Origin of the sequence: Pseudomonas sp. FP2254, assembly GCF_030687695.1 — a bacterium.
Classification (GTDB): domain Bacteria; phylum Pseudomonadota; class Gammaproteobacteria; order Pseudomonadales; family Pseudomonadaceae; genus Aquipseudomonas; species Aquipseudomonas quebecensis.
On the sequence record NZ_CP117444.1, the window covers coordinates 4,660,001 to 4,673,841 of the forward strand.

General features: G+C 57.5%; 12 protein-coding genes and 1 rRNA gene (1 of these 13 cut by a window edge). 3 read left to right on the forward strand and 10 right to left on the reverse strand.

The annotated features are described in order from the left end of the window. The 10 genes from PSH94_RS21445 to mrcB all read right to left on the reverse strand — a co-directional run. Nucleotides 1–758, reverse strand: a 16S ribosomal RNA gene (locus PSH94_RS21445); it reaches 779 nt to the left of the window's first position. 544 nt (nt 759–1,302) lie between these two features. Beyond that, a complete protein-coding gene (msrQ, locus tag PSH94_RS21450; RefSeq protein WP_181079984.1) occupies nt 1,303–1,923 on the reverse strand; it encodes a protein-methionine-sulfoxide reductase heme-binding subunit MsrQ in 621 nt (206 codons plus the stop codon). Further along, nucleotides 1,923–2,936 carry a protein-methionine-sulfoxide reductase catalytic subunit MsrP gene (gene msrP, locus PSH94_RS21455; RefSeq protein WP_181079985.1) on the reverse strand — a complete coding sequence of 338 codons (1,014 nt, stop codon included), beginning with the start codon at nt 2,934–2,936 and terminating at the stop codon, nt 1,923–1,925. Before msrP ends, msrQ begins: the two co-directional genes overlap by 1 nt. Before the next feature lie 63 nt (nt 2,937–2,999). Next, nucleotides 3,000–3,857, reverse strand: a complete 858-nt coding sequence (pssA, locus tag PSH94_RS21460; RefSeq protein ID WP_181079986.1) for a CDP-diacylglycerol--serine O-phosphatidyltransferase — start codon at nt 3,855–3,857, stop codon at nt 3,000–3,002. Nucleotides 3,858–4,000: 143 nt separating this feature from the next. Beyond that, a complete protein-coding gene (ilvC, locus tag PSH94_RS21465) occupies nt 4,001–5,017 on the reverse strand; it encodes a ketol-acid reductoisomerase (protein ID WP_003194132.1) in 1,017 nt (338 codons plus the stop codon). A 47-nt stretch (nt 5,018–5,064) separates the two neighbouring features. After that, nucleotides 5,065–5,556, reverse strand: a complete 492-nt coding sequence (gene ilvN / locus PSH94_RS21470; RefSeq protein WP_003176102.1) for an acetolactate synthase small subunit — start codon at nt 5,554–5,556, stop codon at nt 5,065–5,067. Nucleotides 5,557–5,558: 2 nt separating this feature from the next. After that, nucleotides 5,559–7,283: an acetolactate synthase 3 large subunit gene (locus PSH94_RS21475; protein WP_266246786.1), complete on the reverse strand. Its 1,725-nt coding sequence runs from the start codon at nt 7,281–7,283 to the stop codon at nt 5,559–5,561. A gap of 431 nt (nt 7,284–7,714) precedes the next feature. After that, on the reverse strand, nt 7,715–8,044 hold the full coding sequence (locus PSH94_RS21480) for a YqcC family protein (protein WP_181079988.1): 330 nt from the start codon (nt 8,042–8,044) through the stop codon (nt 7,715–7,717). Then, nucleotides 8,044–8,778 (reverse strand): tetratricopeptide repeat protein, encoded by a 735-nt coding sequence (locus PSH94_RS21485; RefSeq protein ID WP_253509377.1) that lies wholly within the window; start codon nt 8,776–8,778, stop codon nt 8,044–8,046. Before PSH94_RS21485 ends, PSH94_RS21480 begins: the two co-directional genes overlap by 1 nt. A 16-nt stretch (nt 8,779–8,794) precedes the next feature. Continuing rightward, nucleotides 8,795–11,119, reverse strand: coding sequence for a penicillin-binding protein 1B (gene mrcB / locus PSH94_RS21490; RefSeq protein WP_181079990.1), 2,325 nt, complete (start codon nt 11,117–11,119; stop codon nt 8,795–8,797). Nucleotides 11,120–11,237: 118 nt separating this feature from the next. Between mrcB and PSH94_RS21495 the strand changes: the two genes are divergently transcribed. The 3 genes from PSH94_RS21495 (at nt 11,238) to PSH94_RS21505 (ending at nt 13,707) form a co-directional block, all read left to right on the forward strand. Continuing rightward, a complete protein-coding gene (locus PSH94_RS21495) occupies nt 11,238–12,794 on the forward strand; it encodes a bifunctional aminoglycoside phosphotransferase/ATP-binding protein (protein ID WP_305435726.1) in 1,557 nt (518 codons plus the stop codon). Nucleotides 12,795–12,886: 92 nt separating this feature from the next. Beyond that, nucleotides 12,887–13,231 carry a pentapeptide repeat-containing protein gene (locus tag PSH94_RS21500; protein ID WP_253509381.1) on the forward strand — a complete coding sequence of 115 codons (345 nt, stop codon included), beginning with the start codon at nt 12,887–12,889 and terminating at the stop codon, nt 13,229–13,231. A 203-nt stretch (nt 13,232–13,434) separates the two neighbouring features. Continuing rightward, a complete protein-coding gene (locus tag PSH94_RS21505; protein ID WP_181079993.1) occupies nt 13,435–13,707 on the forward strand; it encodes a TfoX/Sxy family protein in 273 nt (90 codons plus the stop codon). Nucleotides 13,708–13,841 lie beyond the last annotated feature (134 nt).

Sequence of the window (13,841 nt, forward strand, 5' to 3'; positions counted from 1 at the left end):
GCACCTCAGTGTCAGTATCAGTCCAGGTGGTCGCCTTCGCCACTGGTGTTCCTTCCTATATCTACGCATTTCACCGCTACACAGGAAATTCCACCACCCTCTACCATACTCTAGTCAGTCAGTTTTGAATGCAGTTCCCAGGTTGAGCCCGGGGATTTCACATCCAACTTAACAAACCACCTACGCGCGCTTTACGCCCAGTAATTCCGATTAACGCTTGCACCCTCTGTATTACCGCGGCTGCTGGCACAGAGTTAGCCGGTGCTTATTCTGTCGGTAACGTCAAAACCATCACGTATTAGGTAATGGCCCTTCCTCCCAACTTAAAGTGCTTTACAATCCGAAGACCTTCTTCACACACGCGGCATGGCTGGATCAGGCTTTCGCCCATTGTCCAATATTCCCCACTGCTGCCTCCCGTAGGAGTCTGGACCGTGTCTCAGTTCCAGTGTGACTGATCATCCTCTCAGACCAGTTACGGATCGTCGCCTTGGTGAGCCATTACCCCACCAACTAGCTAATCCGACCTAGGCTCATCTGATAGCGCAAGGCCCGAAGGTCCCCTGCTTTCTCCCGTAGGACGTATGCGGTATTAGCGTCCGTTTCCGAACGTTATCCCCCACTACCAGGCAGATTCCTAGGCATTACTCACCCGTCCGCCGCTCTCAAGAGAAGCAAGCTTCTCTCTACCGCTCGACTTGCATGTGTTAGGCCTGCCGCCAGCGTTCAATCTGAGCCATGATCAAACTCTTCAGTTCAAACATCTTTGGGTTTTTAAGAAACCCTAAACTTGGCTCAGCAATCGTTGGTTACATCTTTGATTTCTCGCGGAGTAACTTGTGATGCTGATAATCTTGTTGACTATCAGTCTGACTCCACAAGCACCCACACGAATTGCTTGATTCAGTTGTTAAAGAGCGGTTGGTTAAGATCTTTCGTCTCAACCGAGGCGCGCATTCTACAGCAGCCTCATTTGCTGTCAAGTGATTATTTTCAGAAGTTTTCGAAGATTTCTTCAACAACTTCAACCACTTGCGCTTCCGATCTCTCGTTAGCGGGAGGCGAATTCTACAGCGTTACACGCTGCTGTCAACACCTCTTTTTCTCCGCTTTCGACCGAGAAGATCGAAACGTTAATAGAGCCAAACAACCTTGCTCTACCAACTCCTTCTGAGCTTCGATGAACTGAAGCGATCCGCTGTCGAATTCTGCGTAACTCTTTGTTTACCAAGAGTTTTCCGTTTCGACTGCGCCGGAAGTGGGGCGAATTATAGACTTCTGGAATCTGCCGTCAAGCGTTAATTATGCTTTTGTCGCGAAAGATGATTTTTTCGCGATAACCCGCGGGATACGCCGCATAACCGGGGGAATTCGCAAGACCAGAAGCGCCGCACCTAGAGAGGCGTAGACGGCCCATTCTTTAAGATCCGCCCTCACGATCCACAGCATATGCAACAAGCCAAGCCCAAGAATTACGTACACAAGACGATGCAGCTTCTTCCAACGCTTACCCAGCCGGCGCTGACTATAGCGATTCGATGTCACTGCCAACGCTGACAAACCCAGGAAACCCAACGCTCCGACAATAATGTACGGGCGCTTGCGCAGCTCCACTCCCAGTTGCGACCAATCCAGCCCCAGAACAAAGACACCATAGGCCGCCAAGTGCAGCACCACATAAGCAAAGCACCACAACCCCAACTGCCGGCGCACCGCTATCCATCCCGACCATCCAGTGAGCTTCTGCATCGGGGTCATTGCCAGAGTGATCAGTAGCAGGATCAAGGTCCCCAGACCCAACCGATCAACCAACACCTTGCCCGGATCGGGGCCAAGTGCAGAACTCCATGCCTGGTATAGCCAATACAACGGCCATATCGCCACGGCTATAAAGACGGCAACACGCCAGATAAGTTGACGCATCAATAGTTCTTCCGCAGATCGAGGCCCGTATAAAGAGACGCCACCTCTTGCGAGTACCCATTGAACATTTGCGTTTCACGCACATTGGGACTGAATAGGCCGCTCGGCAGCCGACGCTCACGGGCCTGTGTCCAACGAGGATGATCGACCGTAGGATTCACATTCGCATAAAACCCATACTCATCCGCAGCGATGCTTTGCCAGGTGGTTTTCGGTTGCTCACTGACAAGACTGATGCGGACAATTGACTTCACACTCTTGAAGCCATACTTCCAAGGCACAACAAGACGCAAGGGTGCGCCATTCTGGTTAGGCAGCTCCCGCCCATACATGCCCACGGCAAGAATCGCCAAAGGGTTCATTGCCTCGTCCAGACGCAAACCTTCTACATATGGCCAATCAATCAAGGCGAAGCTGGAACGTTGACCCGGCATGCTCTTAGGATCCTGCAGGGTTTCGAAACGGATGTACTTGGCCTTGGAAGTCGGCTCGACCTGCTTGAGCAGGGCTGCAATCGGAAACCCTATCCATGGAATAACCATCGACCACGCTTCGACACACCGCAGCCGGTAGATGCGCTCTTCCAATTGATAAGGCTTAATGAAATCTTCCAGGGCATAACGCCCAGGCTTTGCAACCTCACCATCAATCACAACACTCCAGGGCTCAGTCTTGAGCGAACCGGCGTTTTTCGCCGGATCCCCCTTGTCGGTACCGAACTCGTAGAAGTTGTTGTAGTGCGTTGCGTCTTTGAATGGCGTGATGGCCTCATCCTTGACCGTTATCGCTTGCCACTTTGTAGCAGGCAGCTTCTCGGCAAACCAGCCAGGCGCCCTGCCCGGCTCGACGTCGGCATAACGGGCAGCTTCATCCGCGCTCGCCCAGCGTGGCAAGCTGCTGGTGGCAATGCTGGCAAGCGCACCACCGAGCAAGCTGCGGCGAGAGAGGTAGAAGGACTCGGGGGTGACATCCGATTCGTGGCAATCGGACGCTTTAGGCGATTTAATTAACATGGCAACTCCGCAGCGTTGGAGAACTGATGCACCAATAGACTGCGGAGTATGGGCGAAATTACATTAAGGCAGCGTTTTGTCCCGACGCAGACGCAGCAGATATTGAATCGGCCCCGACGCTGCATAAGCCAGGAACGCCAGCAGCAGAATACGCGGCGGGTCGCTGAACACCACAGCGAACACCAACACCACCACAAGAATCGCCACGAAAGGCACCCGCCCCTTGAGATCCAGCTCCTTGAAGCTGTTGTACTTGATGTTACTCACCATCAGCATCCCAGCAGCGGCAACCATCAGTGCCACCAGGAACGACATTTTCGACCCCTGGATGCCGTAGTCACTGAACGCCCAGACGATGCCCGCTACCACACCCGCAGCGGCAGGGCTGGCCAATCCAATGAAATAACGCTTGTCGGCGGTGCCCACTTGAGTATTGAAGCGCGCCAGACGCAGCGCGGCACCCGCGACATAAATGAAGGCGACCATCCAGCCGACCTTGCCCATATCACCCAACGCCCAGGCAAATGCCAGCAAGGCCGGGGCAACACCAAACGCGACCATATCCGACAGCGAGTCGTATTCGGCCCCGAAAGCGCTTTGCGTATTCGTCATTCGCGCCACACGACCATCCAGGCCGTCGAGCACCATGGCCACGAAAATCGCGATGGCGGCAAAGCCGAAATATTTGCTGGCGCTTACGGCATCACCCGCCGCCAACGCGCTTTGCGCGCTCATGGAGTTGATGATGGAGTAGAACCCAGCAAACAGGTTCGCAGTCGTAAACAGGTTGGGCAGAAGATAGATGCCACGATGCCGGACCTTGCGACCTTCCGCGTCATGCCCTTCTTCGACATGTTCATCGATCGGCAGCAGGCTTTCGGCGTCAGAAGCCTGGCTTGGCTCTTCGGGACGTTCGCTCATGGACTTTACCTTGCAACAGTTTGAAAAATTCAACAAAGACGTGCGGCGAGTGTTCGCCAGCAAACGATGCAGCTTTATACCAGAACCGGCGACCCAAACGAAAAAACGCGGCCTAAGCCGCGTTTTTCGCTGATGCGTACGACTTAGTTCTTGGCTTTGTCGACGATCTTGTTGGCACCGATCCACGGCATCATCGAGCGCAGTTGCTCGCCGATGACTTCGATACCGTGAGCAGCATTGTTACGACGCTTCGCGGTCATCGAAGGGTAGCCGGTAGCGCCTTCGCTGATGAACATTTTGGCGTATTCGCCGTCCTGAATGCGTTTCAGGGCGTTACGCATGGCCTGACGGGACTCGGCGTTGATGACTTCCGGGCCAGTCACGTACTCGCCGTATTCGGCGTTGTTGGAGATCGAGTAGTTCATGTTGGCGATACCGCCTTCGTACATGAGGTCAACGATCAGCTTCAGTTCGTGCAGGCATTCGAAGTAGGCCATTTCCGGCGCGTAGCCAGCTTCAACCAGGGTTTCGAAACCGGCTTTAACCAGCTCAACGGTACCGCCGCACAGAACGGCTTGCTCGCCGAACAGGTCGGTTTCGGTCTCGTCCTTGAAGGTGGTTTCGATGATGCCGGTACGACCGCCACCCACGCCGGCGGCGTAGGACAGCGCAACGTTCTTGGCGTTGCCCGACGCGTCCTGGTAGATCGCGATCAAGTCAGGGATACCACCGCCTTTGACGAACTCGGAACGCACGGTATGGCCCGGTGCTTTCGGCGCGATCATGATTACGTCGAGGTCGGCGCGCGGCACAACCTGGTTGTAGTGGATCGCGAAGCCGTGGGAGAACGCCAGGGTGGCGCCTTTTTTGATGTTCGGCTCGATTTCGTTCTTGTACAGCGAAGACTGGAACTCGTCCGGGGTCAGGATCATGACCAGGTCGGCAGCAGCAACGGCGGAAGCGACGTCCGTCACTTTCAGGCCGTGGGCTTCAGCCTTGGCCACGGTGGCCGAGCCTTTGCGCAGGCCGACAGTCACGTCAACGCCGGAGTCTTTCAGGTTGCAGGCTTGCGCGTGACCTTGGGAGCCGTAGCCGATGATGGCGACTTTCTTGCCCTGGATGATCGACAGGTCACAATCTTTATCGTAATAAACTTTCATGAGGTTCCTCTATATATCCAGGCCGTAAGGCCATTCGCTAATTTGGTTTAGATGCTGAGTACTTTGTCGCCACGGGCAATCCCGGTGACACCACTGCGGACGGTTTCCAAAATCGAGGCCGTCCCGATCGACTGGATGAAGCTGTCCAGCTTGTCGCTCGTACCGGTCAGTTGAACGGTATAAACACTGGCGCTCACATCGACGATCTGCCCGCGATAAATATCGGTAGTGCGCTTGATCTCGGCACGCTGGGCGCCCGTGGCCTTGACTTTAACCAGCATCAGCTCGCGCTCGATATGGGCGCTTTCCGACAGGTCGACCAACTTGACCACTTCGATCAGCTTGTTGAGGTTTTTGGTGATCTGCTCGATCACCTCATCGTGGCCGACGGTGGTCAACGTCAGACGCGACAGGGTCGGATCTTCGGTTGGGGCCACGGTCAGGCTTTCGATGTTGTAGTTACGTTGTGAAAACAGGCCGACAACACGCGACAGGGCGCCGGGTTCGTTCTCCAGAAGCAGGGAGATAATATGCCGCATGATTAAGTACGCTCCGTCTTGTTCAGCCACATGTCGCGCATAGAGCCGTCTTTGATCTGCATCGGGTAGACGTGCTCGCTGGTATCCACCTGAATATCGATGAACACCAGGCGATCCTTCATGGCGAACGCCTCTTCCATCTTAGGCTTCAGATCTTTCAGATCGGTGATGCGAATGCCGACGTGGCCATAGGCTTCAACCAACTTGACGAAGTCCGGCAACGATTCCATGTAGGAGTGGGAGTGACGGCTACCGTAGCTCATGTCCTGCCACTGACGAACCATGCCCAGCACGCCGTTGTTCAAGCAGACGATCTTCACGGGAAGGCCGTACTGCAGGCACGTCGACAGCTCCTGGATGTTCATCTGGATGCTGCCTTCGCCGGTGACGCACGCAACGTCCGCCTCCGGGAAGCTCAGCTTCACCCCCATGGCCGCTGGGAAACCAAAGCCCATCGTGCCCAGGCCACCGGAGTTGATCCAGCGGTTCGGCTTGTCGAACTTGTAGTACTGCGCAGCGAACATCTGGTGCTGCCCCACGTCGGAGGTCACAAAGGCGTCGCCCTTGGTCACTTCGCAGAGGGTTTCGATCACGGTTTGGGGCTTGATGATGCTGCCGTCGCCCTTGTCGTACGGGAACAGGCCGCGATCACCGCGCCATTCGTCGATCTGCTTCCACCAACTGGCGACAAACTCCTTATTCGGCGCTTCACCGATGTCCTTGAGCGCTGCCACCATTTCAGTCAATACGCTTTCCACCGGCCCCACGATCGGCACATCGGCCTTGATGGTCTTGGAGATGGATGCAGGGTCAATGTCGATGTGGATGATCTTGGCATTCGGGCAAAACTTGCTCGCGCCATTGATCACACGGTCGTCGAACCGCGCGCCAACCGCCAGAATGACATCCGCGTGGTGCATGGTCAGGTTGGCGGTGTAGCTGCCGTGCATACCGAGCATGCCGACGAACTGACGATCCGAACCCGGGAATGCACCGAGGCCCATCAAGGTATTGGTTACCGGCAGGTTGAGCAGCTTGGCCAGTTCGGTCAGCGGCGCGGAGCCACCGCCCAGGATCACGCCACCCCCCGAGTACAGCACGGGACGCTTGGCCGCCAGGAGCATTTCCGCTGCCTTGCGAATTTGACCCGAGTGCCCACGGACGGCCGGGCTGTAGGAGCGCAATTTGGCTTTCTTCGGAAAAATGTATTCGAATTTCTCCGCCGGGTTGGTCATGTCTTTCGGAATATCGACCACCACAGGGCCCGGACGACCGGACTGCGCGAGGTAGAACGCCTTTTTCATGACTTCCGGAATTTCCGAGGCATGCTTGATCATGAAGCTGTGTTTCACGATCGGCCGGGAGATACCGATCATATCGGTTTCCTGGAATGCGTCGGTACCGACCATGGTGCTGGCAACCTGGCCGGAAATGATCACCATTGGGATGGAGTCCATATAAGCAGTCGCGATGCCGGTAATGGCATTGGTTGCGCCTGGGCCTGACGTTACCAGCACCACACCGGCTTTACCGGTGGCACGGGCATAGCCGTCAGCCATATGGGTCGCGGCTTGTTCGTGGCGAACCAGGATGTGGGTAACAGCCGGTTCCTTGAACAGCGCGTCGTAAACATGCAGAAGAGCACCACCTGGGTACCCGTAGATATAGTCGACGCCTTCGTCACGCAAAAAGCGGACGAGCATCTCACCACCAGATAAAAGCTCCACGTTGTTCACCTCTAAAACGCCAGAATACCGTCCGTTGAAAACCGACGGGTCTTAATAGGTTTACTTCTCAACAGAGCATGAGCGACGGTGGTCGCCGACTACGTCAGCACTGACTGAGCAAGTATTGGGATCGTCCCAAGTGTTGCGGGCTTTTCCCACCCAGCGCGAGGTAACGCGTTGCGGGTGTAACAGGTCGGCGCGGATGTGCGCCTCATGATCTGCTGAGCGGGCCTGCTTCTGGCAGTCCCGATACAGCGGACTTTGGATTCTTCTGTTTCAGGCCGTTCAAGTCAAGCAATAATTGCGCTTTTTTCCAACTAAGCGCATGAGAACGCATAAGAAAGGGCTGTGAGGAGGGATAAAACTCGCCTGAATGTCGTCAAGCGGTAGAAATATGCGCAAGACTGCCGAAAAAGCCGGCAGTCAGGCAATTAACGAGCGCCGACGATCAATTGATCGAACTTTTTCAGCGCATTGCGCAGCCCGAGGCTTTCCACAGGCCGGTCGGCGTAGACCATCTCGGCCATTTCCAGAATTCCCGATGCGCCGGGCAGAGGCAGATCCTGCTCAAGGATGTGCTTCATGCGCGCCAGGAAAACCCACTGCAGCCATTGATGAAAGTCCAGCGTGTCCACCGAAAACGGCTCGACACTCCTGAGCGCCTCAGGGCTGGGAGGCGTCTCGTCCCACCAGCCCTGCACACGCAATTCCCGCTCGATCAGCAATAACTGTTCGGCAATCGCATGAAAACGCCCATCCATCAGAGGTTGACCTTGGCTTTCTGCCGAGCCTGGGCCGCACCGGCGGCATCACCCTGCGCCGCGCGCGCATCACCGATCAAAGCCCATAGGCTGGCTTGCAGGTCAGGCCGACCATTGGCCAGGCTGAGACCGCGACGCGCGAACTGTTCAGCCTGCGGCGCGTCGCCCTGGGCCATGCGCACCTGCGCCAAGCGATACAGAACCTGAGGCTCACGCGGCGCAACACGTTGCGCACGTTCAAGGCTGGACGATGCGCCATTCAAATCGCCGCCTGCCTGCTGCTGTTGCGCGGTAGTCAGCAAGGCCAGCACCGGCCCGTCCAACTGCTCATCAGCCGACAGGCCACCCGCATTGGAAGACGACGGAATGCCGCTCGGCGACGATGGCATGTTATAGGTGCCCTGATTGACTGGCGCCGTCTGAATCGGCGTGGCATCGATCGGCCCGGAAGTGCTTGGCCCTGGCGTCCACGGCTCAGCGCTGATCGGCGCCGCTGTGGCAGCACCGCCGCCGGGAACCATCACTACCACGCCCGAATCCTGCGGCACCGCTTGGGCCGCGGCCTGCACAGGACGCTTGGTCACGGTCTGGCGGAAGCCGCCATTGGCCGAGATACGGTCGCTATTGGAAACGGCTGTGCTCGAGTCCACCACGGGAATGGAACCGCGCTGCACGCTGGAGCAACCGCTGAGCAAAGCCAGCGCTGTAATAGCTGGAATCCACCACTTGTTCACTTGAAACCCTCTTTGCTTAATTCATCCAGCCCTTGACCCAGTCCATCACCGATTCCGCGTCAGCAGGGGCACCGCCACCGCACGCGGCACCGGGTGGTGGTTCGCTGCCGCGAATATACGGCATCTGCACCGCCCCCGGACAGTTCGCATCGGAGCCCTGGCCGGTGTGTGGATCAATCCAGGCCTGCACAATGTTGTCCGGCTGCGGCATGTTCAACGGAAGCGGGTCGGCCTTGCGCATGAAACTGGTCCAGACCTGCAACGCCCCCGTGGCACCGGTGAACGGCGTCTTGCCATTATCGTCACGGCCCAACCACACGACAGCCAGCACATCCTGTCCAAAACCTGCGAACCAGCTGTCGCGCGAATCGTTACTGGTACCCGTCTTGCCCGCCAACGTCAGATTCGAAGGCAGCACTTTATAGACCGAACTGCCAGTACCTTCGCGCATCACGCGCTGCATAGCGTTCTGGATCAGGTAGATGGAACCCGCGTCGAAACGCTGCTGAATCTGGAACGGATAGCGCTTGAGCGGTTCACCCTCGGCCGTCAATACGCTGCGAATACCGCGCATCGGCGTGTTGAAGCCACCGTTGGCCAGGGTCTGGTACATGGTTGCAACTTCCATTGGCGTCATGGCGCCGGCGCCCAGCAGGATCGATGGGAACGCCGGGAATTCCCGCTCGATGCCCAGGCGCGCCAGCGTCTTGAGCACGCTCGGCACCCCGACTTCCAAGCCAAGCCGAGACGTGGAGATGTTGTAGGAGTGCGCCAACCCCTGGTACAGAAATACCGTGCCATGGGAACGGCGATCAAAGTTCTGGGGGGTCCAGACCTGGCCATCGGCGCCCTTGACCGACAGCGGATCGTCCGAGAGCCAGCTGGTGAGCGTGTACTTGTTCGGTTTTTCCAACGCCGTCAAATACACCGCCGGCTTGACCAGCGAGCCAATCGGACGCACAGCATCCAAGGCCCGATTGAATCCGGCGAAGCTGGCCTGACGACTGCCGATCATGGCCTGCACTTCACCCGTCTCAGGATTGGTCACGACCATTGCCGCTTCCACTTCATCGGAACCCTTGCGGCCGGTCAGGCGCTTGAAGGTGTCGTTGACCGATGCTTCGGCCTTCATCTGCAGGATCGGATCGAAGCTGGTGAAGATCCGCAGGCCTTCCTCGGTCAAGTCTTCGTCGCGGTAGTCTTCACGCAACTGGCGTTTGACCAGGTCGATAAAGCCGGGGAAGGAGCTGTCCGCCAACTTGCCACGCGAGGTCACGCCCAGCGGCATTTTCTTGGCTGCGGCAACCTGCTCGGCGGTTGCGACACCCTGCTGCTCCAGCACGTCCAGCACCAGGTTACGGCGTTCCAGCGCGCGCTCCGGGTTGCGACGCGGGTTGTAATAGGACGGGCCCTTGACCATGCCGACCAGCAGTGCGACCTGATGCAGCTTCAATTCGGACAGCGGCTGACCGAAAAAGAACTGACTGGCCAGGCCAAAACCATGCACCGCGCGCTGGCCGTCCTGACCGACGAAGACTTCATTAAGGTAAGCCTCGAGAATTTCCTGCTTGCTGTAGTGCAGCTCAAGCAGCATCGCCATCATGGCTTCAGTGAGCTTGCGGGTCAGGCTGCGCTCGTTGGTCAGGTAGAAGTTCTTGACCAATTGCTGGGTAAGCGTACTGCCGCCCTGGGTCATTTTGCCGCCGGAGGTATTTACCCAGATGGCGCGGGCAATCGACTTGGGCGAGACGCCCCAGTGACTGTAAAAATCGCGATCCTCCACCGCAACCAGCGTTTCGAGCAGGTACGGCGGCACCTGGTCCAGCTTGATCAGGATGCGATCTTCGAGATTCTTGGGGTAAATGCCGCCGATCATCAGCGGTTCCAGGCGAACCACCGGCAGCTTCGAGCCGTTGAGCGACGACAGTTCGGCTACATAGTCGCCGGAGAAGCGCACACGTACCGGCTGAGGTTTTTCCAGACCTTCATAGAACTGGAAACCACGGGTGTTCAAATCGACGGTGTTACCGCTGACGGCGGCGGCACCGGGGCCATTGCTGACGGGTTCACGACGATAACCGAGCGCGTCGAGCTCGGTGAGGAAGTCGTCCTTGCTCAGCTTCTGGCCGGTGAACAACTCCAGCGGGCGTGCGTAGACCTTGGCCGGAATGGTCCACCGTTTACCGGAGAATTTCTCCTGTACCACGGCGTCGAGATACACCGCAAAGCCGGCGAGCACGACAAGACCGACAAGGCCGAGCTTGAGCGCCCAGCCCAACCAGGGGCGCAGGCTGCGGGAGGGTGTTTTTTTACGGGAACGGGGAGATCGGGTTCGAGTCATGGCGGCGGATTATACGCACTTTATCGATGATCAACATGAGCCGGACAGCGGTTTGCACGACCGCCCACAGCGGCCATAATGCCCACCATGATTTCCCCCAGACTCTGAAGGATCGCCCGTGAGCCAGTCCCTGATCGCAGCCCTGCAAAACCCGGCGTTGTACCCGCATCCGGTAGAAGCGTTCCAAGTCATCGAAACCCATATCTCCTGGGTCATTTTGACCGGCCCTTATGCCTATAAACTGAAGAAGCCGATGAACTTCGGATTCCTGGACTTCACCGCCCTGGACGATCGCGGGCACTTTTGCAAAGAGGAACTGCGCCTCAACCAACGCCTGACAACAGATTTATATCTGGACGTACTGCCGATTACCGGCACCACCGAATCGCCGCAATTGGGCGGTGATGGCCCGGTGATCGAATACGCGCTGAAAATGCGCCAGTTTCCGCAAAGCCAGCTGCTGAGCACCTTGCAGGCCAATGGCGAACTGACCAGTGCGCACATCGATGAGATGGCCCGGCAGATCGCGCACTTTCATCTCACCGCCCCACACGTACCGCAAGCTCACCCCGCCGGCACCCCGGAAGAGGTGATGGCGCCGGTGCGACAGAACTTCGAACAAATTCGGCCTTTCCTCAGCGACAAGGCCGACCTGATTCAACTCGACGCCCTGCAAGCCTGGGCCGAAAGCAGCTTCGAGCGCCTCAAGCCACTGCTCGCGCAACGCAAGCTCGATGGCTTCACCCGCGAATGCCATGGTGATATCCACCTCGGCAACGCCACGCTGATCGATGGTCAGGTGGTCATTTTTGACTGCATCGAATTCAACGAGCCCTTTCGCTTCACCGACGTTTACGCCGACACCGGCTTCCTGGCCATGGACCTGGAAGATCGCGGGCTCAAGTCCCTGGCGCGCCGCTTCATCAGCCAATACCTGGAGCTGACCGGTGACTATCAGGGCCTTGAGTTGCTGAACTTCTACAAAGCCTACCGCGCCCTGGTCCGCGCCAAAGTTGCGCTGTTCAGCATGCCGAGCGAGGCCAGCCCGGTGCAACGCGCCACCACCCTGCGCCAGTACCGCAACTACGCCAATCTGGCGGAAAGCTACAGCACCATTCCATCGCGCTTTCTGGCGATCACCCACGGTGTGTCGGCGGTTGGAAAGAGCCACGTTGCCATGCGCCTGGTGGAAGCCTTGGGCGCCGTACGCCTGCGTTCGGACGTGGAGCGCAAGCGCCTGTTCGGCCAACAGCAGATAGAAAACACGCCCCAGGCCGGTATCTATGCCGCCGATGCCAGCATCAAGACCTACGCACGCCTGAATGAAATCGCCACCATCGTGCTGCGCGCCGGTTTCCCCGTGGTGCTGGATGCCACATTCCTCAAACGCGAACAGCGCGATGCCGCCGCCAAAGTCGCCGAAGCCACCGGTGCGCCTTTTCTGATTCTGGATTGCAATGCGCCACCCGCGGTAATCGCCAGCTGGCTGGCACAACGTCAGGCGGAACAAAACGACCCTTCCGACGCGACCCTCGCCGTTATTGAGGAACAACAGGCCAACCGCGATCCGCTGACGGCCGAAGAACTGTTGCAGAGCAAGCGCGTAGAGACCAATCAGAGCGGGACATTGGATGCGTTGGTCGCGCACATTCGCCAACGTCTGCCAGGCTTGTAAGAAATATTTCTTGGTCGTGTCGCTGCTTGAGGCGCGCGACCTGCAAATAGTGGCACTATAATGGCGTCATAATTCCAACAGGAGTCGCCTTCATGAGTCAGCCCAAGCTTCTCGATACTCCGCTCTACTCGCTCCTGCATAAAGATGATATCCGCGGCTTCAACCACGAGCGCCCGACAGAGGGCATTGTCGATATGCGGGGCGGCGACTTCCGTGGGCTGGACCTGCGCGAGCTGAACGCCAATGGCGTGGATTTCACCGACGCGTATTTCCGCTCCGCCGATTTGCGCGGCGTGGATTTGCGCGGTTGCTCGCTGGAAGGCGCCAGCCTGGCGCATGCGCAGATTTCAGGCGCCTACTTTCCGCCTGAGCTGACCGCGGATGAAATCCTCATGTCGGTCAATTTCGGCACCCGCCTGCGCTACCGCACCAAGTGAACCCAACGACCTAAGCCCCGGTCATGCAAGCGCGTAACCGGGAGCTTGCGGCTGCGTCAGTCATGGCTACCACTCCATTCTTATAAGCGTTTAAGCCGCTTCGGAGCAAAGAACTGCACTTTTCCTACTGAGCGCTACACTCCTTTTCAGGCTTGCCTGGTCACGATACCCACCGAACCATTCGGCCGTCGCAAGGAGGCTTGATGAACGATGAGCTGCAACACCTGAAAAACCTCGGCAAGACTTCAGCACAGTGGTTGCATGCGGTGGGCATCCACAGTGCATCCGACTTGCGTCGCCTGGGCGCGGTCGACGCGTACAGAGCCGTCAGGACCCGCGGATTTCGGGCGTCTAAAGTGCTGTTATATGCGATTGAAGGGGCATTGCTGGATGTGCACTGGAATGACATACCTGCCGAGCGCAAGGAAGCACTGAATCGCCAGGTAGATGCAATTGCGGCACGACAGAAAAGCTGAACCTTTCACCCTCCAACCCCCATGTTTCGAACGAGCGTTTGAGAAAAGCTCTGATGCGAGCCGAAACAACGGTTGACTCTCAAATGAGAATCGTTATGATTATCACAACTGGTCGCGAGATCAGCCGATAACTG